Source organism: Streptomyces sp. CA-210063, assembly GCF_024612015.1.
Lineage (GTDB): Bacteria > Actinomycetota > Actinomycetes > Streptomycetales > Streptomycetaceae > Streptomyces.
The window spans coordinates 1-19,451 of sequence record NZ_CP102512.1; the positions used below are offsets into that span (position 1 = coordinate 1).

Below are 19,451 nucleotides of genomic sequence, written 5' to 3' on the forward strand. Positions count from 1 at the left end.
TACCACATCGCTGCGCGATGTGCAAGCGAACACCCATGCTGCGCATGGGTGTTGCGCTCCCGCACCGCGGGAGCGCTGGCGGGCCGCTCCGCGGCCCGCTCAACCTGACTGCTGCGCAGTCAGGTTGACGGTCCGTCCGCTGCGCTCCCGGACCGGCGGGGCTACGCCCCGTTGTCAGGCCTCCGCTGCGCTCCAGCCTTGGGGGGCGGGTCCGCTGCGCTCCCCCGCCTGACGGTCTTTCCGGCTGCGCCTCCAGAACCTTGGGGCCCGCTGCCGCGGGCCGGGCTGGCTACGAGGGGGGTTGCTCGTTCGTGTCGGTTCTAGTGTATCGCTGCCCCAGCTTGATGCAGCATGTATTATTGGCAAAAATGGAGTAGGGGCGGAACGATGGTCGTCAGTGAGGTAATCCCTGGAGGGCTCACCCGCAGGGCTAAGTATTTCATTAGGTGCCACGGCTACTGGACTGGTCGCGGAAATATAGAGCAGTACAGGGCTCGATGGATGGAGCACGGGGTACCTGAGGGGCAGATCGATCGGGTGTCCGCCTTCGAGGCTGTCTGGGGCGGCCTGGTCCTTCCTCCTTCTCCTCACTATGACGGGGGGCCTCGGGCGTTCCGCGGGGACGTACCCGAGAGGCCGGCCCGTGACTGGCTCTTCGAAGCCGGCGCGCAGCGTACGGCTCTTCCCTATGCGTTCGTGATCGGTCCGAACGGAGAGTTCGGGCTTCACGCCGGGACGTGGGTGCCCTTGCATGCCAGCATCGCAGGGTGGGTTGAGTCTCTGGCCCTGGCGGATCACGCCCGTAGGTGCGCGCGTACCACTGCGACGTTGACGGGCGCTGCCGTGGACGACCTCGAGCTGGACGGGTTCGAGGCCGTGCCGGAGGTTGCCGGCCTCGCAGACGCCTGGTGGCGCGGCAACGACTCGCTGATCGCCATCTACCGCGGCGAAGCCGAGGTCATGGAAGCGCCCCGCTGCCAGACCGCCACCATCTACGCCGGACTCGACGCATGGGGACTCAGAGGACTCGACGGCACCGACACACCCTCGAAATAACCTCACACAACACCGCCGGGTCCTACCCGAAAAGGGAATCAGAAATGCAGGTCATCTCGCTCAGGGAACACCAGATCGACCAGAAGGCCGCCTTCCGTAAATGGGTGGGATTTCCTGCAAGATCGTCTGTGCCCCCTCAGGGTGCTCGGGGCACGATCGTGTCCGCGACCGGATCCGGCAAGACGATCACGGCAGCCGCGTGTGCGCTGGAGTGCTTCCCGGGCGGCCGGATCCTCGTGACCGTGCCGACCCTGGACCTGCTCGTGCAGACCGCCCAGGCGTGGCGCCTGGTCGGCCACCGCTCCCCCATGGTCGCGGTCTGCTCACTGGAGAACGACCCGGTGCTCAACTCGCTGGGGGTGCGCACCACCACCAACCCGATCCAGCTCGCCCTGTGGGCCGGGTCCGGGCCGGTCGTCGTGCTTGCCACATACGCCTCTCTGGTGGACCGTGAGGACATCGATGCACCCGTGGGCCAGCGGAAGGTCCGCGGGCCGCTGGAGGCCGCTCTGGCGGGCGGAGAGCGGCTGTACGGCCAGCAGATGGCGGGCTTCGACCTCGCGATCGTGGATGAGGCTCATGGAACTGCCGGTGATCTTGGTCGTCCGTGGGCGGCGATCCACGACAACGCCCGTATCCCCGCCGACTTCCGGCTCTACCTCACCGCCACCCCCCGCATCCTCGCCTCGCCCCGCCCGCAGAAGGGCACGGACGGCCAGGAGGTGGAGATCGCGACCATGGGCCAGGACTCGGAAACCTACGGGCCGTGGCTGGCTGAGCTTGGGCTAAGCGAGGCGATCGAACGCGCAATCCTCGCCGGGTTCGAGATCGACGTGCTGGAGATCCGCGACCCCTCCCCGGTCCTCGGGGAATCGGAGGAGGCGCAGCGAGGCCGGCGCCTGGCCCTACTGCAGACCGCGCTCCTGGAGCACGCCGCAAGGTGGAACCTGCGCACCGTGATGACCTTCCATCAGAAGGTTGAGGAGGCAGCGGCGTTCGCGGAGAAGATGGCGGAGACGGCCGCGGAGCTGTACATGAATGACGCCTCCGACGACGACCTGGCGGCCGCAGACCGGCTCCCCGCATCGTCGATCGACGCGGAGTTCTACGAGCTGGAAGCAGGTCGCCACGTACCCCCGGACCGGGTGTGGTCGGCATGGCTGTGCGGCGACCACCTCGTATCCGAACGCCGCGAGGTGCTGCGGCAGTTCGCCAACGGCATCGACGCCGCCGGCCGCCGGGTCCACCGCGCGTTCCTCGCCTCGGTGCGGGTCCTCGGGGAAGGCGTCGACATCACCGGCGAACGCGGAGTGGAGGCGATCTGCTTCGCCGACACCCGCGGCTCCCAGGTCGAGATCGTGCAGAACATCGGCCGCACGCTCCGGCTGAACCGCGACGGCAGCACGAAGATCGCGCGCATCATCGTGCCGATCTTCCTGGAGCCCGGCGAGGACCCGACGGACATGGTGGCCTCCGCCTCGTTCCGCCCTCTCGTAGCCGTCCTCCAAGGCCTCCGCAGTCATGATGAACGACTCGTTGAGCAACTCGCCTCCCGCGCCCTCAGCAGCGGGAAACGCAAGGTGCACGTCCAGCGCGATGAGAACGGGCGGATCGTCGGGACCGGCGGCGAGAGCGACGGCAAGGACCAGGAGCAGGACGACACCGACGCCGCCGCCGAGTCGGCCCTGCTCCACTTCTCCAGCCCGCGCGACGCGTCGACCATCGCGGCCTTCCTGCGCACCCGGGTCTACCGGCCGGAGTCCCTGGTGTGGCTCGAGGGCTACCAAGCCCTGCTGCGCTGGCGGAAGGAGAACCACATCACCGGCCTCTACGCCGTCCCCTACGACACCGAGACGACGGTCGGCGTCACAAAGGGCTTCCCGTTGGGCAGGTGGGTGCACCAGCAGCGAAAGGCACTGCGGGCCGGGGAACTGGAGCTGCGGCGCAGGGAGCTCCTGGACGCTCCCGAGGCCGGGATGGTCTGGGAGCCGGGGGAAGAGGCATGGGAGAACAAACTCGCCACGCTCCGCTCCTACCGGCGGGCCACCGGGCATCTCGCACCCCGCCAGGACGCCGTCTGGGGCGAGAGCGAGGCCGAGGGCCTGGTGCCCATCGGACAGCACATGGCCAACCTCCGCCGCAAAGGCGGCCTCGGAAAAAACCCCGAACGCGCGCAGGCTCGGGCCGCGCAACTGACCGCCATCGACGAGGACTGGGACTGTCCGTGGCCTCTGGACTGGCAACGTCACTACCGCATCCTCGCCGACCTCGTCGACACCGACGGCCACCTGCCCGAGATCGCACCCGGCGTGACCTTCGACGGCGACGACATCGGACGATGGCTCGCACGGCAACGCGAGGCGAGCACCTGGGCGCAACTGTCCACCGAGCAGCAGGAACGGCTATCCAAGCTGGGCATCAAGCCCACTGAGGCGCCGACTCCCGCCCCGGCGGCAACGCGTGCGACCAAGGGCCCGAGCAAGGCGCAGCAAGCGTTCCAGCGTGGCCTGACCGCCCTCGCACAGTGGGTGGAACGGGAAGGCGCCAACCGGCCTGTACCACGCAGCCACGCTGAGGAGATCACGGTCGACGGCGAGACGGAACCGATGGTCGTGAAACTGGGCGTATGGACTTCGAACGCCCGGGCGAGGTGGGACAAGCTCACTTCCGAGCAGCAGGCCGCCCTCGCCGCCTTGGGTGCGCCCTGGGCGAAGGCCGCAGCGGTGCCGGCCCCGTCCGGCGGCATGGGCGACGGTTCCGTCCGGCCCGCGTCGTCGGACGCACAGGCCCAGGAGGACCACGACCAGGGCGACACGGTGACGGGGGAAGAGCGCGAGACCCAGGCAGCACGGGGCCGGGCGCGGGCGCAGCGCAAGAACGAGCTGATGCGCAACCACACCAAGGCAGAACTGCTGCACATGGCCTACGCGGGCGGCCTGGTGCGCCACAACTCCCCCGAGCAGTGGCGCAAGGACGAAATCGCCTCCACCGTGGTCGACATCGAACTCCGAGCTGCCGACCGGCTCTGACCACAGCATGATGCTGTCGACGGGGCTCGCGGCTGTTCGAGATCTACAGGTCGAACTCGAGGTGCTCGATGTCCGTGAAGCGGACCTCCTCCAACTGCCCGGCGCGGCGGCCGCCGTCCTGGAAGTACACCTCCTTGAGTGCCTCAGCCGCGATCTCCTGCAGGCGCTGCTCGGTGGCGCCCTGCTCCTGGGCGTCGAAGAGGCGGGCGGCGTAGCGGGGCGGCAGGGCGACGGTCAGGTGCCGGATGCGGTCCTGATCCGTCGACCCGATCGGCGCGGTGTAGCCGAGCCGGGCCCGGGTGTCGACGACGATGCCGCCCGTGGTCGCCGCCTTCTGCCGGGCCTTGGCCCTAATCTGCGGCTGCCACCGCTTCTTCACCTCGCGCTCCAGCCGGGCTGCGAGGTCCGGGCGCGGCTTTTTGATCTGGTCCTTCACGTACCGCTCGACGGTGCGCTGGGAGATCCGCAGCATCTGGGCGACCGCCTTGGTGCCCTTGAGCTGCTTGACCAGGTACCGCATCTGCGCGGGCGCGCTCTTGGGCGCGGGGCGGGTGAACGCCTTCTGCACCGCGGCTTCCAGGCCGTCCCCGAACAGGCTCATCGTCGCCTTCTCCTACTCTCCGTTGTCGACGTCGGTGACGGTGCCGTCCTTGATGTACCGGGCGAGGTTGAGCTCCGGCGCGTTGAACCGCTCGCGGACCTCTTCGCCCCACAAGACGCTCTGGGTGCCCTCGTGCTTGACCAGGCCCGGGTTGATGCCGAGCTTGAAGCCGCCCGGCAGCGGCTTGCCGTCCCGGTACGGCAGGAAGTCCAGCGGGCTGGTGCCGTCGACGGCGTAGACGACGCAGTCGGACAGGACCGCGACCGGGTACTGCCCGGTGAACGCCGCGTGCTTGACGATCTTTCGGTGCAGGTTGATCCGGGTGCGGGAGATGACCGCCGCGCGGATGTCCGGCCGCCACGTCGGCCGGGACAAGGCCCGCCACGGCTCGCCCGGCCGCCAGCGCTCACCGCGCGGGCGCTCGCGCAGCTTGCCCAGGCCGCCCTTGACCGTCGCCTTGACCGCAGAGACGACGATCGCCAGCTCCGGGTCACGCTCCTTGTAGCCGTCCATCGCCGCCAGGAAGTCCTCCGGCGACAGGTCCGCGTGCACGCCGAGGTCAGCCATCGTGGTCAGGTAGGCGTCCCGCAGCCGGTTGTACCAGCCGTCCAGGTAGCGGCCGCTCTCGTACCGGACGTACGCCTCGATCGGCGCGACGTCGTAGCCGAGCTCCACCGCGTACGCCACGGTCGGCGTCGCGTACCAGGCCGGCCCCTCGGGCCGCTCGCCCTTCGGCGTGAACGGGCTCGGCAGCAGACTCGCGTCCAAGTCTGCCCATTTGTTCTTGGCGACCCTCACCCGGGACAGGTCGACGTGCGAGAGGTCCACCAGCCACGAGCCGGGCAGCTTCGCATCGAACACCGGCGCCTTCACATGCGTCGGCGCACCGAGGCCGACGACCAGGCCGTTGGCTCCGGCGGCGAAGGCCATGTTCACGTCGATGCCCACCAGGTGCCGCAGGGTGCACTCGGCATCCGTCATCGGCCGCGCCCAGTCGTACGCCTCCTCGAACAACTTCTCCGCCGGACCGCGCACGTGGAACCGCGGCAGGTCCGCCAGGAGCGGGTGCCCGTCGGGGGCCTCGCACGGCGCGCAGTCCACCGGGTCCTTCCCGAGCGAGCCGGGGTTGTGCTCGGAGTGCCGCTTGCCGTCGGCGTCCGGCTCGGAGGCCCGGGTCGGCGGGTGCAGCGCGGTCATCAGCTCCAGACCGGTCACGGCGGTCGATCCGCGCGGCGTCATCACCCGGGACGCGTACACGCCCAGCACGCGGGCGAGTTCCGCCGGCGCCAGCTTCCCGGCCTCGCCCCAGTGCCGGGTGTCGAGCGCGTGCCACGACGGGATGCACAGCTGCACGCAGGCACGCTCCGAACCGGTGGCGGGACGGTAGATCCTCGCCCACGGCCCGAACCCGCGCTTGGTCAGCTTCCAGTCGGCACGCGCCAGTTGCTTGATGACCTTGTGACCCTCCGGAATCCGCCCGGCGAGCCGCTCCTCCTCCGTGAGGGCGACGGGGAGGCCGTAACGCTCCAGCGCGGACTCGGTGAGCACAAGTAGCGGATCGGCGTCCTTGCCCGGCCCGGACAGCTTCGGCTGCCCGAGCCGCGCCTCCTTGAGCGTCCACTCCACCAGGGCCGGGATGCTCTTGGCGGGCACCTCCAGGACCAGGCCGCCGACGCAGTACGCCAGCACCTGCCCGTCCTCGACATCGACGACCGCCAGCGGACCGTTCACAAACCGCGGATCCGTGCCACCCGCAGGAGTACCGGCCGGAGGCGCCTTCCGCGCGCCCGGACGGCGCGACGTCGACGACGGCCTGGCGGTGCGCGCCGGACGCGACGCAGCGGCCGGAGCTGGGGCGACGGGGGCAGAGGTCTGGGTGTTCTCGGTCGCAGTCATGGCCGCAGCCTCGGAGACCGGCGCCGCGGCCAGAGTCCGGACTTGTGGAGCGGGGGCAGGCTCGCCGGTGAATGTCTCAGGCACCGCCGTGTCCTGCTCGGGTGCGGCGGGGTTGGTGGGGGCGGGGTAGAGCTCCGCGAGCTGCTTGAGCATCCGCGCATACGCGTCACGCTCCGGCGGTCTGGGCTCGGTCTTACCGGCCTCCCAGCCGCTGACGGTTGCCCGCCGAACGTCCAGGGCTGCGGCAACTTCGTCCAGCGTCAGGCCGTGTGCCTGGCGCAGCCGCTTACGTTCCGCCGACGGCGGCAGCACAGACCGGGACGCGACCAGCGCATCGATCCGATCGAACAACTCGGACATCGAACACCTCCTGAGCAACACCCTAGCCCACTAACCGTACGGATAGCGTACGTTTGCCGTACGAAATGCGTACGGCAGGTGTTCTATGTATCGGCGGCGGCCGTGGCCCTGCCCCAGGCCGCCCCCTGCGGGCCGGTCGCCCAGCGCACAGCCCTGGACAGCCCGCGTCCTCACGACTCGTGCGGCATCTCGAAGTCGGCCTCGGCGCACAGGGCGTGCTGGGCCTGCGCGGCGTGGACCGTCCGGAAGGAGCGCCGCAGCGCGCCGGCGTCCCTATCCTCAGCTTTCCAGAGTCCGACCTGCCCGATGTGGTCTGCGTGGAGCAGCGACCAGTGCCCTCTACCTGGAACAAGCGGTGGGACGTGGCAGTAGGAGAAAGCGAGGAGGAAGGTGCAGCAGGGCAGCCTCGGTCCGACGAGAGCCGCGACCTGCTGAGAGGGCTGCGCCGGAAGGCGAGTGAGCGTGTGCGTGGAGTGTTGCGGGTGGTGCCGATGTCCGGTGAGACGACGTGGTCGTTCCTGCACCGGGTCGCGGCCGCCTACGGGCTGCAGGCCGGCGACCTGACGGCGTGCTGGCGGTGGGCGAATCCCGTGCACCAAGCGCGCGGTGTGCGCCCGGACGGCGAGGTCCTTCTCGACGAGGCGGCGCAGGAGCAGCTGGCCGGCTGGTGCCGGGTGCCGGGCGGGCATCTGGCGCGGGCGTTGCCGTCGTGGTCGGCCGGGCCTGCAGCGCTGGCCGGCCGTGGCGGTGGGAGACAAGGGTGGGCGGGTGGCGGGTGGGGTCCTCGGAGTGGGGGCCGGTGGTGTCCGGCTGCCGGCTGTGTGCGGCTAGGGGCGGCCCGGGTGCGGGGCGGGTGTGGGTGTACCGGGCGCGGTGGCGGCGGTTTGTGTGTGCGCCATGGGCGGTGGCTGCTGGATGCGGGTGAGGGGCATCCGTGGGAGTTCGCCGATGTCGGGTGCCTGGGGCGGGAGCTGGACGGTGCGCAGCGGCGTTTTGGCCGAATAGTCCGGGCTGAGGCGGGCGCGGGCGTGGGGGTGGGGGTGGGGGTGGTGGGCGGGGAGGTGTTCGCGCTGGCGCGGGCGGTGGTGTGCGGGTGGTGGGAGCGGGAGGAGTTCTGGGCGCGGGAGCGGGTGTGGGGGCCGCGTCTGGAACAGGTGGTGGCGGCCACCTGCCGGCGGTATCCGGAACCGCCGGGCTGGGGGGAGCGGCAGTGGCGGCTGCTGGTGCGGGACGTGGTGGTCTTTCCCGAGGTGGTGACGGTGGCGGCGGCGTTGAGCGATCCGGTGGTACGGGAGCTGGCTGCCGGGGGCGCAGCGCCGGGGCTGGTGCGCAGGCCGGGTGGGGAGGGGTTCGTGGCCGCGTTGGGTGCCCGGCTGGGACGGGACTGGCTGGGGGAGGTCGAACAGCCTGATCAGGCAGGGCCGTTGTCGGTGTGGGTGCAGGCGGTGGCCCGCGAGCAGCGCCGGCCCGCGGCGGTGCTGCCGCCGCCCGGGCGGGGGATGTGGTGGGTGCGCAGCGCGCACCGGCCCGTGGAGGTGGGCCCGGGCCTGCGTCTGCTGGCACCCGCCTTCGATACCGGCGCGGGTCCGGGCGGGGCTGCGGGGGCGGGGGCGGGAGGGTGGCGGGCGGAGCCGGCTGTGCCGCGGCGTACCGGGCACGGTCAGGGCCTGACGCGGCGGCACGAGGAGCTGTTCGCCGAGGGGCTCGAGCACGCGCGGGCTCACGCGGCGCGGTGGGGACACCTGGCGCTCCCCCACACCAGCGGCCGGGCCGGTGCGGGCTTCGATCTGGGGCGGTGGCTGGCCAACCGGCGTGCCGACGCGGCGTCGCTGACCCGCCGGCAGGCGGAACAGCTCGGCGCACTGGATGCCTGGTGGAACCCGCCGTGGCCGGTCGACTGGCAGCGGGCCTGGTACCGCGCCCGCACCCACGTGAGGGAGCGCGGGCCGGTACACGGCGGGGACAACCTGCAGGGGCTGCCGCGCTGGCTTGAGCGGTGGCTGCGCCACCAGATCACCCACTACCCGCAGCTGCACGACGGCCAGCAGCAGCTGCTCGCCGAGCTCGGGCTGCCCGCGGCCGAGGCCGAACGGTTTAACGCCTGGCCCGGCCGGCGCCGCCCGGCCGCCGACGGCCTGGCCCAGGCCCGCGCCTACGCCGCCCGCCACGGCCACCTCGCCGTCTCCAAGCCCACCCGCACCGACACCGGATTCGCCCTGGGAACCTGGCTCAACCAGGTACGCCAGCGTCAGCACCCCCACGGCCGGCCCACCCGCCTGGGCCGGCAACTGACCGCTATCGATACCTGGTGGAACCCGCCCTGGCCGGTCGCCTGGCAGCGCATGTGGTGGGCCTGCCGCCACCACCTGGCCGGCCTCCCCGACGGCATCGCCTGGTGGCCGGGCGCACCGGATGCCGAACAGGCCACCGCATGGCTGGGCGAGCAGCAGGACCGGCAGCCACTGCCGCACCCAGAACAGCAGGACCTGATCGACCAACTGGAGGCGCTGGCCGGCAGGGTGTTGGTGTGGCAGCCGCGGATCAGCGACACCGCCTGGCACTCCCTGTCCGCCCTGCTGCCCCCGCCCTCGCACACCGGCGGCCGCCGCAGCGAACGGCAGATCCTGGAAGCCATCATCCACATCGCCTGCACCCGGCAGGCCTGGCGACGCCTCCCCCAGGCCCTGGGCTCCTTCCAGACCTGCCGACGCCGCTACCTGAGCTGGCTGGCCGACGGCACCCTCACACGTATCTGCCACGCTGCCCTCCCGGCCACCGACCAGGCATGGCAGCAAACCCTCGCCCACCGGCTGCGTACCAGCGCACAGGACTGACGGGCAGCAGGGGGCGCGGCTTTTAGGGGGCTGGCTGTCTGGGGGAGGGCGGGAATGCGGCGGGCCGGGCCGTGGTCGGCGGATGCGCCATGCCCAGGTGGCTGAGGAGCTCCGTGGACGCGCTGTCAGAGGGCGAAGCCGCTTCATCGAGCGGGTCAGCTCTCCACAGCCTCCCGCGCCAATCCGGTGTGCCTGATCCGTTGGGCATCCGTTGTGAAAGTGCCCGCCCGGGACGGCGAACACGAGACCGTGGTGGAGTGACCCCTCCCCCCGGCCTGCTGCGCACCGCTCCCCTGCAGGGAGAGACGACCTCGTCGCTGATCTGCCGCATCGCGAGCCGCTACGGGATGGAAGCGAAGGTGCTGCGGTCCTGCTGGCACTGGCGCAACTACCAGCCCGGACACGACGGCGGGGGCGCGCGAGCCGATGCCGAGGCGCTGCTGAACGCAGCCGGACGGCAGCTCCTGGCAGGCCTGTGCGGGGTCAAGGAAGACGTGCTGGTGCGGGCGCTGCCGTCCTGGGAACAGGAGGACGCCAAGCTGCCCGCCGGGGAGGACGGAGCGCCGGCGGCGGCGTGGCGGATCGGCGGCGCGGTCGCGGGGCCGGTGGCATTCGGCTGCCGCCTGTGCACGGCCCGGCGTACGGGGACGGCCGTGCGGGTGGTGCGGTACGCGCCGCGGTGGTCCCGGGTGTGTGTCCGGCACGGGCGGTGGCTCCTGGACGCGGACGCCGACCAGCCCCTGGAGTATCTGGACGTGCGGCATCTGCCGGAAGTGGCCGCGGCGCAGCGGCGGTGGACCGGGGTGGCGCGGCGAGCGGTACGGACCGGCGCGGAGCCAGAGCGGGTGTTCGCGCTGGCGCACGCGGTGGTGGCCCGGTGGTGGGAACAGGCCCTCAACTGGGAGCGGGAGACCATCTGGCCGCGGCGCCTGCACCAGGTCGCAGGCGGTAACGCCGGCGGTGATCTGGAACGGTGGCGGATCGTGGGGCGGGACGCGGTCGTCTTCCCCGAGGTGGTGGCCGTCGCCGACGCGCTGCTGGACCCGGCCATGGCCGAGCTGGCGTGGGCGGACAGCGGCGCCGGACGGCCGCGGGCGCTGCCCGCCGATGGAATGTTCTGCCGCCGACTCGGTGAGCGGGTCGGCCGACCGTGGCTGGGGCCGCTGGCCGCGACCGACTACGGCGGCCCGCTGACCTCCTGGATGGGTAGCGTCATCCGCCTTCGCCGCGGCGCTGGCGGGCCACCCGGATACGACAACGATCCATGGTGGCTGCGCCAGGAGCACCAGTGCGCGACCATGGCCGGGCAACTGCGGGTATTGGGCAAGGAGAAGAAGGCGCCCGGGTCGGGCAGGATGTGGCGCGCGGCGGTGCCCGCCGAACAGCGGGCGCTGATCACCCGGGCGATCGAGAGCGCCGAGGAACAGCTGCTCCAACTGCGCGGAGCGCAGACCGGGCCTACCGCCGATGTTGCCCGGCAGCTCCTGCGCAGCCTCCGCCACAGCGCCGACCTGATCGAGAACGCGTGGAAGCGGACCGCCCTGGCCGCGGCGAACGCCGGGATGCCCCTGGACGAGGTCGCCCAGTGGGCGGACATGTCTCCCGACGCCTTGATGGACATACTGACGGCCGGCCAGGAAGACAGCGGCTGAAGGACCGCCCGGCAAGCGCGGAACAGCCGCCAGAGGGGGCTCGTCAACCGTTAGCGCACGCGGTACCCGTTCGCGGCAGGAATCCCCAAAACCACCCTGCCTGCACGCGGACACGGCTTGGCTGAAGCAGGTGATCAACGCAGATACGGCCAGGCCAGGAAGCCGGGCAGGGCGGGTGGCGGCCGGTCGCCCTACCGGGTTCGAGGTGGTCTTTCTCGACCCCGTCGGGCAGGTGGTCCAGCAGCGGTGGGCGGACGCCGCCCTCGCGGTGGCGTTCGAGGACCTGGCGCCGGTGTCCGCATTCCCGGTGATCCCGGGGCGGCGGTGGGGACCGGGCCTGTGGTGGTCGTCCACGACCGGACGGCACGTTTCTGCGGGATCGAACGCGATGCGCACCCAGCTGATCGTCCTCGACCGCGATCCGCGCGTGACCGCCCTGGCGGGGCGGCCGGCACGGCTGCTGTGGCGCAACCCCCGCGGGCAGGTGCGTTCCTGGGTGCCGCAGCTCTTCGCCCGCTACACCGACGGCACCGCCCTGCTCGCCGACTGCCCCAGCCACCCCGACACCGGCGGCGAACGTGCCCTCAACGCCGCAAGGGCCGTCGCGGAAGCGTGCGCACACATCGGCTGGACCTACCGCCGCCTCCCACCGCTCGACGACATCCTGGCCGCCAACCTGAAATGGCTGGCCGGCTACCGCCACCCCCGCAACGCCGGCCCGACCGGCCTGACAGCGGCCGTCCTTGAGGCGTTCGCGCGGCCGCGGCCGCTGATCGAAGGCGCCGAAGCCACCGGCGACCCGATCGCAGTCCTCCCCGCCGTCTTCCACGCCCTGTGGCACAGACAGCTGACAGCAGACCTGGAAACGCCACTGCACGAACGCGTCCTGATCGGCCCGCAGGGCTGGAGCGGCCCCGGCAAGACGGAAGGTGCCGGGTGAGCGCGCGGCGCAATGCCCGGCCGGCCGTGAAGGTCGGAGCTCACGTCCGCTTCCGCGGCGTGAAGTGGCAGGTGGTCGCCCTGTCCGGGCAGGACATCCACCTCGTCGGCCCGGACGGCGGCGGCCAGGCCGTGCTCGCCGGGCACCTGTTCGCCGACCCCGGCTTCACCGTCATCGGGGCTGATGTGCCCCAGGCGGCCCCGCAGTGGGGGCTGTTCGAGACCGCCCCCGCCGCGGCGCGCGAGAAGGCACTGGCCTGGCAGCGGCACGTGAGAGAGGTTGAATGCGGCCTTGCCGGCGGACCCGGCAGCGACGGCGCGGTGCGGCCGCAGTACGACCCCGAACAGTACACGCTGGCCCAGCGCGAGCAGGCCAAAGCCGAGGAACTGACCGCGCTCGGCTTCGCCGCGTCTCACGCACCACGGTGCAGCGCATGCGGCTCGCCTACCGCAAACAAGGTCTGTGGGGGCTTCTCGACCACCGCAGCACGCGCGCCCCCAGTCCCACGGGGCGGGCCGACGAACGGGTCGTCGCCGCCGTCCGCGAGGCGCTGCGCCGCCGGCGCGGCCGCTCCAAGGGCACCATCAACGGCCTGTTCCCGCTGATCAACCAGATCCTTCAGGACCGGCACGGGCCCGGTACGGTGCCCGCGCCGTCCCAGGCCACCCTGTACCGGCTCGTCACCACCCTCGCCCGCCCCGGCGAACTACCCGCAGGGCCCGTGCGGCAGACGCCCGCGAGCTTCGACGGGCGGGCCTTCACCCCCACCACGGCCTTGCGGCCCGGCGAGCAGGTCCAGGTCGACACCACCCGCCTGGACGTCCTCGCCCTCTTCGACGACGGCACCCTCGCCCGCCCCGAACTCACCATCGCCATCGACGTCGCCACCCGCGCCATCCTCGCCGCCGTGCTGCGCCCGAGTGCGACCAAGGCCGTCGACGCGGCCCTGCTGCTGGCGGAGATGGCCGTCCCGCACCCCGCCCGCCCCACCTGGCCCAACATCCTGCGCATGGACCACGCCCCCGCACTCCCCTACCAACGGCTGACCACGCTCGATGAGCGCCTGGCGGGGGCGGCGGCTAGGCCGGTCGTCCTGCCCGAGACGATCGTCGTCGACCGGGGCAAAGTTTTCGTCTCCCGGGCGTTCACCGCCGCCTGCGAAACCCTCGGCATCAGCGTCCAGCCCGCCCCGCCCTTCGCTCCCACCGCCAAAGGCATCGTCGAGCGCGCCTTCGGCACCATCAACCATCTGTTCTGCCAGCACCTGCCCGGCTACACCGGATCCGACGTCACCCGCCGCGGCCCCGACGCCGAACAAGACGCCTGCTACAGCGTCGCCCAGCTGCAGGACCTGCTTGATGAGTGGCTGGTGCACTACCACCACCGCCCCCACGAAGGCCTGCGCCACCCGATGATGCCCCGCAAGGCCCTCACTCCGAACCAGATGTGGGCCGCGCTCGTCGCCGTCGCCGGATACGTCCCCGTCCCGTTGACCGGCCACGACTACCTCGAACTGCTGCCCGTGCGCTGGCAGGCCATCACCGCCTCCGGCATCCGCATCCACCACCGCACCTACGACGCGGACCTCCTCGCCCCCTACCGCGGCCAGCCCTCCCCCCACACCGGCCGAGGCGGGAAATGGGAGATCCACTACAACCCCCAACGTCCGCCAGATCTGGATCCGCCTGCCCGACGGCCAGCTCACCGAGATCGGCTGGATCCACCGCGACCACGTCCACCAGCCGTTCAACGACCGCACCTGGCAGCACATCAGAACCCTCACCCTGCACGGCAACCACCACGACGCCGAGCAGTACGAAGCCGACCTCGCCGACGCTCTCGACCAGCTCATGCGACGCGTCCACAGCGGCCACGCCACCAAAGCAGAACAGGCACTCGTAGCCCGCACCGCCGCCCTCCCCCTCCCCGCAGCCCGCCGCCCAGAACACGACACGGGCCAGAGCGCCGACGACCCAGCGCAGTGGGACGAGGACGACAGCATCGACGACCTCCCCCACGACGACACCCACCCCGCCGCGGCCACCGGATTCGGGCTCTACGACGCATACGAGGAAGCCGACAAGTGGTAAGCCCATGCCCACAGAGCCCAAGCAGCACAGCAGCCACCGCCGGCGGCGCGGACGGCGGTGCCGCCGAGCCGTCGTGGCCCCTGACCACCTGGCAGGGCTGGCACCGCTTCGCCACCGCCGCCCCCGTCACCCCGCCCCAGCCCGGCGCCCCGCCCCGCAGTACCGAAGAGCGCCTCGCCTACCACTCCAGCTTCGTCACCATCCGCACCCCCGCGATCAGCACCCTCGCCACCCAGGTCCGCACCCTGATGATCCTCGGCCGCCACCAACAGGCCACCGCACGACCCTCACTGATCGTCACCGGACCCGCCGCAGCCGGGAAAACCACCGCCCTCCTCCACGTCGGCCGCGCCTGCCACCTCGCCCACACCCGCAAAAACCCCGCACCACCCGGGTCAACCCACGCCGCGGTACCCGTCGCGTACGTCCTCGTCCCGCCCGGCGCCACCGCGAAAACCCTCATCACCGAATTCGCCCGCTACCTCGGCATCCCCACCACCACCCGCATGACCCAGACCCAGATCACCGACGCCGTCTGCCACACCTACACCCAGGCGGGTGTCCAACTCGTCCTCATCGACGAAATCCACCGCCTCAACCCCCGCACCACCACCGGCGCGCAGGCCGCCGACCTCTTGAAAGATCTCACCGAACGCCTGCGGGCCACGTTCGTCTACGCCGGCATCGACGTCACCGACACACCTCTCTTCTCCGGCACCCGCGGCGCCCAGCTCGCCGGACGCGCCACCCTCATCACCTGCGGCCCCCTCCCCGCCCGCCACGGATCACGTGAACCCTTCCGCGACGTCATCACCGACATCGAGAACAACCTCGACCTCACCCACCACAAAAACGGCGCCCTCCCCCGCCACGCCCCCTACCTCCACCAGCGCACCGCCGGCCGCATCGGATCCCTCACACGACTCATCCGCCAAGCCGCCATCACCGCCATCAGTGACGGCACCGAACGCATCACCAAGCAATCACTCGAGGCCATCCGCCTCGACCACCTCGCCGAAACCCACCACCGCCCCCGCACACGAGGCCGCTAACCCCACCACCCCGCCAGCACAAACAGCCCTGACCAGCACAAACACCGGCCGATCCTTTTCACGCCAGAGCTACCAACGACGAACCAAGCCAGACTCAGCACACAACACACAACCCCAGCTCACACACCCCGGCCACCCCGCTGGAACCGGTCACCCGGCCTCTCAACAAACCAGCAACACACCAGGCCAGCCGCCACCCTGTACACCAACAAGCCCTCCCTCGAGCGTCAGCCGCGGGTGGCGCGGTGGAGCCACCACGGGAGCCGGCCGACGTACTCGCCGGGCCCGAGGATGACGCCTGGGCGCAGTATCACCGCCCGGTCTTCACCGAACGCTGCGGTGGTCGCCCTCTCCGCGCCCGCCTTCTGCCTGCCGTAGTACCAGTCCGGGCCGTCCCAGTCGTCCGGGAGCCGCCCGTAGTCGGCGTCGGCATCCGGCGGGCCGTCCAGGACTTCAGAGTCCTCCGTCAGCGGATCGTTCGGCCATCCACGGTAGGCGTTCACGGTGGAGACGTACACGTACCGGCCGGATACCGGCTCCAGCGCGCGGGCGCCGGCGAGGACATCGCGCGGCGCCATCTCGGAGGCGGACGTGTCCACGACGGCATCCCACGGGCCTTCACCGGCCAGGCGCGCGAGGTCTGCGGCGTCTGTGCGGTCGCCGCGGACCGTCCGGGCTCCTTCTGGTGCGGAGCCGGAACGGCCGCGATTGAACACCGTCACTTCCCAGCCGCGATCGAACGCGGTCTGCGCGACCGCCCGCCCCAGGAACCAGGTCCCGCCGAGTACAAGAATTCTCATGGCGGCGATCCTGCCGTGTCGAGTCGGCTTGACGGAAGAAAGGTCAGTCGGGCACGCCCGACCGTGCTCGGATAGCCGTCAGTCTTCTGTGCCCGCCGCTGGGTTGTGCGGAGAAAGAGCTGTGGCTCGAAGCACCGACCTTGCGGTCGTGGACCGGGACAAGTGTGCCGTCCACGATCCACAGCCGGTCCGCGGCATCGACCGGACGGGAGGCCGGCTCAAGCGCGAGGAGAGGTCGGAGCCGCTGGATGACCCAGCACACCGTGGCAGGCGAGAGCCCGAACAGCGGCGCAAGCTGCCGCATGGTCAGGTTCGTCCGGTAGTAGACAGCCACCACCAGCACCCGGTCGGCAAGCGGCAGACACCACGATCACCCGATCCGCGGCCCGTCGCCACCCCGCTCCCGCACCATCTTCAGCAACCGCTCGAACTGCTTCATGCGCAGCACCGTGAACGTCTCCACCCACAACGGATCAGCCCTCAACACCCCAGTCGCACAAGGGAAATGCCCTGATCACGGCCTTCTGCACCACGCTTTACAGGGCGTTCCCGGACTCCTTCAGTTCGCCGCCGCGTAGCCGGGGGCAGACCGGCCCAAGGTCACTGGGCGCACGAGCCAAGAAGCGTGCCCACAAGCGTCCCGGCGAGAACGAACGGCCCGACCGGGATCGCCTTGGTACGGCTCGAGCGGCGAGTGAGGATGAGGCCGATCCCGTACAGGGAGAACAGCAGGTATCCGGCGAAGGTGCCGGCCAGCAAGATTCCCCAGCCGCGCCAGCCCAGAACAGCGCCGAGGGCGAGGGCGAGCTTCACATCGCCGAACCCCAAGCCCCGGGGTGCGATCAGGAACATCGCGAAGAAGCCCGCGCCCAGCGCGACCGAGCCGAGCAGCGCGGTCTTCCAACTGCCGTCGGCCCCGGGCAGCAACGCGACAACGCCGAGCAGAACGAGCACGGCCACGGCAAGCGGCAGCGTAAGCACGTCGGGCAGCCGGTGCGCCCTGGCGTCGACGATGGCGAGCAGCACCCCGGCCGGGGCGAGCAGCAGCCAGACCACCAGCTCGGGGCGCACACCCGTGGCGGCCGCCAGGACGGCGCAGGCCGCAGCTGAAACGGTGGCGAGGACGGGCATGCTGGGGCCGTACGAGTCGCCGTCGGCGCAGCGGGCTCGCCCCAGCCAACCGTTCCCGGCACCGGCGACGGGGTGTCCAGCAGGACACACCGCCCGCCACGGCTCACCGGGCGGTACGGAAAGCCGGTACGCGGCGCGCGGTATGAGCAGGCCCGTGCCGACACCCCACAGGACGGCAGCCGCAGTGATCCAGAACGTCTCCACCGGACGGAGCTTAGGCTCAGCCCCGTCCGGTGTTGCGGACGGCCTGCACCGTGCCGTGTGACGAGCAGGCAGGACAGCGGACGGTCAGGGTTTCCAGGTGCGCAGCAGGGAGGCAATCTGGGTAGCGGTGCAGCGCGGGTTGTCCAGTTCAGCGTTCAGGCTGCTCCTCGGGACCCCTCCCCGCCTCAGATTGTTACCGTGCTGGTCCGTCTCATGGAGCGCAGAGGAGGAAGCAGCAAGTCGGCTACGCGGCGTTCGACATGCTGAGCCATGAACAACAGTCGGCGTGATCGGGACGGTGCTGGCCGTCGCGATCGCGGTAGAGACGGACGATCAGATACCTGGCGGCGGCCCTCCGGTGGAACTTCTCGGTCTCGGAGGCCACGCGCCTCGTCGGCCCTCGCGGCGAAGGGTGCGCCAGCGAGCTCGAGCGGATGGACGGTGAGATGAGGCGATGAGGCGTCTTGTGATCCCGGCCGTGGCAGCAGTCGTGGCCCTGGTCGGTGGCTGCGCCGACGAGCCGAGCGGCTGCGATGCGAAGCCGAAGCTCTCGGAGGCAGAGGGCGAGAAGCGGCCGGTGGAGATCGAACCGAGCCAACGGCATCCCGGCATCGTCGACTCCGAGTTGGAGGACGCCCTCCCGTCGCCGGAGCTCGAGGCGGAGCCCGTCGAGAAGGTGCTCAACCACCTGCGGCAGGAGACGCTGCGCATGGCCGGCGTCATCGGCGAGACCGGTCCCGGCAAGTGCGATGGCGAGGTCATGCGGCCACGCGGCGAGACCGTCCGCTGCACCGTGTCCTTCGAGGGGGTGACGGTACCGTGGCTGGTCACCAGCAAGGGCAACACGTCGGGCAGCGCCGGGGCCTTCAGCCAGGACTTCGTCTACACGGCCCAGCCGCTGAAGACCGTTCACACCGCCCAGTCGGTCTACGACAGGTTCGCCTGGGAGACCGGGAAGAACGGGACGACGGAAGGGCCCAACGGCACCGGTGGATCCGCGGTGCGACCGGCTTCCGAAGGTGTTCACCGCAGAGCCCGGCGAGGAAACCGGCTACTTCTGCCAGGACATCGATGTGGGCTGCACCGACGACGTCCAGCACGTCGAGTGGTCCGACCATGCCATCCACGTCGACAAGCTCGGGCGGCTGTCGTTCCTCGCCTAGCTCCACTGACCGGCCCATCAGTCACAGAACGTCACAGATCACCGGATCTGACACAGCTTCTCAGCTTGTCTTTTAACCTCTGTGCGCTTGTGTCTGCGGGTTCCTCTCCGTAGGGCGCGGTTTCTGATCACGCGGAAGGGGAGAGCTGTTCGCGCACCCATTCGGGATCGGGGTTGGTGTGTGGTTGGCCCGCCACGACGAGGGTCGGCACGGTCTCGTTGCCGTCGTTGGCTGCTCTCACCGCTGCGGCTCCTGCCGGGTCGCGCCAGATGTTGACCCAGTGCAACTGGCGGGCGCTGCGGCCCAGCCGGATGCGCAGTCGTATACAGTACTTGCAGCCCGGCCGCCAGAAGACGACCGGTCGGCCGTCGACCGCGCTGCGGCGTTGTGCCTCCTGCGCACTGATCGACCTCGGGAAGATCAGGGGTGAGTTCACGCTGGCGAGCGCCAGGAACGCCAGCAGGAGTGCTGCGGCCGCGCCGGGGCTCCCCTTGAAGATCTGCCCAGTCGCGACGGCTGAGCCGCTGAGCACAAGCAGCATCGGCAGGATCCAAGCGCGCATCATGGTGATGCAGGCTACCGATGAGTCGAAATACTCCTCGAACTAGGCCGCTCACCTGGGTGTTCGCCGGACGCTGAGGCG

Annotated in this window: 12 protein-coding genes and 2 pseudogenes; 8 read left to right on the plus strand and 6 right to left on the minus strand. The window is 70.9% G+C overall.

Annotation, left to right across the window (positions count from 1 at the left end; all coding sequences use genetic code 11):
- The first annotated feature begins 828 nt into the window (after positions 1-828).
- Both JIX56_RS47565 and JIX56_RS00010 read left to right on the plus strand, forming a co-directional pair.
- Positions 829-1,056 carry a hypothetical protein gene (locus tag JIX56_RS47565; RefSeq protein ID WP_306819808.1) on the plus strand — a complete coding sequence of 76 codons (228 nt, stop codon included), beginning with the start codon at positions 829-831 and terminating at the stop codon, positions 1,054-1,056.
- A 44-nt stretch (positions 1,057-1,100) separates the two neighbouring features.
- Positions 1,101-4,085 (plus strand): DEAD/DEAH box helicase, encoded by a 2,985-nt coding sequence (locus JIX56_RS00010; protein ID WP_257536686.1) that lies wholly within the window; start codon positions 1,101-1,103, stop codon positions 4,083-4,085.
- Between the two features lie 43 nt (positions 4,086-4,128).
- On the opposite strand, the gene tpg is transcribed toward JIX56_RS00010, so the two are convergent.
- Both tpg and tap read right to left on the minus strand, forming a co-directional pair.
- The gene (tpg, locus tag JIX56_RS00015; RefSeq protein ID WP_257536687.1) at positions 4,129-4,686 is read right to left on the minus strand and encodes a telomere-protecting terminal protein Tpg; all 558 of its coding nucleotides are present in this window, start codon (positions 4,684-4,686) and stop codon (positions 4,129-4,131) included.
- A 12-nt stretch (positions 4,687-4,698) separates the two neighbouring features.
- The gene (gene tap / locus JIX56_RS00020) at positions 4,699-6,942 is read right to left on the minus strand and encodes a telomere-associated protein Tap (RefSeq protein WP_257536688.1); all 2,244 of its coding nucleotides are present in this window, start codon (positions 6,940-6,942) and stop codon (positions 4,699-4,701) included.
- An 890-nt stretch (positions 6,943-7,832) separates the two neighbouring features.
- On the opposite strand from tap, the gene JIX56_RS00025 reads away from it, so the two are divergent.
- From JIX56_RS00025 to JIX56_RS00045, 5 genes are all read left to right on the plus strand, one after another.
- On the plus strand, positions 7,833-9,776 hold the full coding sequence (locus JIX56_RS00025) for a Helicase associated domain protein (RefSeq protein ID WP_257536689.1): 1,944 nt from the start codon (positions 7,833-7,835) through the stop codon (positions 9,774-9,776).
- Between the two features lie 257 nt (positions 9,777-10,033).
- On the plus strand, positions 10,034-11,428 hold the full coding sequence (locus JIX56_RS00030; protein ID WP_257536690.1) for a TniQ family protein: 1,395 nt from the start codon (positions 10,034-10,036) through the stop codon (positions 11,426-11,428).
- A 205-nt stretch (positions 11,429-11,633) separates the two neighbouring features.
- On the plus strand, positions 11,634-12,368 hold the full coding sequence (locus tag JIX56_RS00035; protein WP_257536691.1) for a TnsA-like heteromeric transposase endonuclease subunit: 735 nt from the start codon (positions 11,634-11,636) through the stop codon (positions 12,366-12,368).
- A complete protein-coding gene (locus JIX56_RS47570) occupies positions 12,365-12,973 on the plus strand; it encodes a hypothetical protein (protein ID WP_306819809.1) in 609 nt (202 codons plus the stop codon). Before JIX56_RS00035 ends, JIX56_RS47570 begins: the two co-directional genes overlap by 4 nt.
- Positions 12,974-14,538: 1,565 nt before the next feature.
- Positions 14,539-15,510, plus strand: coding sequence for a TniB family NTP-binding protein (locus JIX56_RS00045; protein WP_257550676.1), 972 nt, complete (start codon positions 14,539-14,541; stop codon positions 15,508-15,510).
- A gap of 230 nt (positions 15,511-15,740) precedes the next feature.
- On the opposite strand, the pseudogene JIX56_RS00050 reads toward JIX56_RS00045, so the two are convergent.
- The 3 genes and pseudogenes from JIX56_RS00050 to JIX56_RS00060 form a co-directional block, all read right to left on the minus strand.
- Positions 15,741-16,310, minus strand: a pseudogene (locus tag JIX56_RS00050) (NAD-dependent epimerase/dehydratase family protein); the annotation flags it as partial.
- A 106-nt stretch (positions 16,311-16,416) separates the two neighbouring features.
- Positions 16,417-16,749: pseudogene (locus tag JIX56_RS00055) on the minus strand (helix-turn-helix domain-containing protein); the annotation flags it as partial.
- A 161-nt stretch (positions 16,750-16,910) separates the two neighbouring features.
- The gene (locus tag JIX56_RS00060; protein WP_257536692.1) at positions 16,911-17,645 is read right to left on the minus strand and encodes a prepilin peptidase; all 735 of its coding nucleotides are present in this window, start codon (positions 17,643-17,645) and stop codon (positions 16,911-16,913) included.
- Positions 17,646-18,664: 1,019 nt separating this feature from the next.
- Here JIX56_RS00060 and JIX56_RS00065 point away from each other — a divergent pair.
- A complete protein-coding gene (locus JIX56_RS00065; RefSeq protein ID WP_257536693.1) occupies positions 18,665-18,808 on the plus strand; it encodes a hypothetical protein in 144 nt (47 codons plus the stop codon).
- Positions 18,809-18,935: 127 nt separating this feature from the next.
- On the opposite strand, the gene JIX56_RS00070 is transcribed toward JIX56_RS00065, so the two are convergent.
- Positions 18,936-19,373, minus strand: a complete 438-nt coding sequence (locus JIX56_RS00070) for a glutaredoxin domain-containing protein (RefSeq protein ID WP_257536694.1) — start codon at positions 19,371-19,373, stop codon at positions 18,936-18,938.
- Between the last annotated feature and the right edge of the window lie 78 nt (positions 19,374-19,451).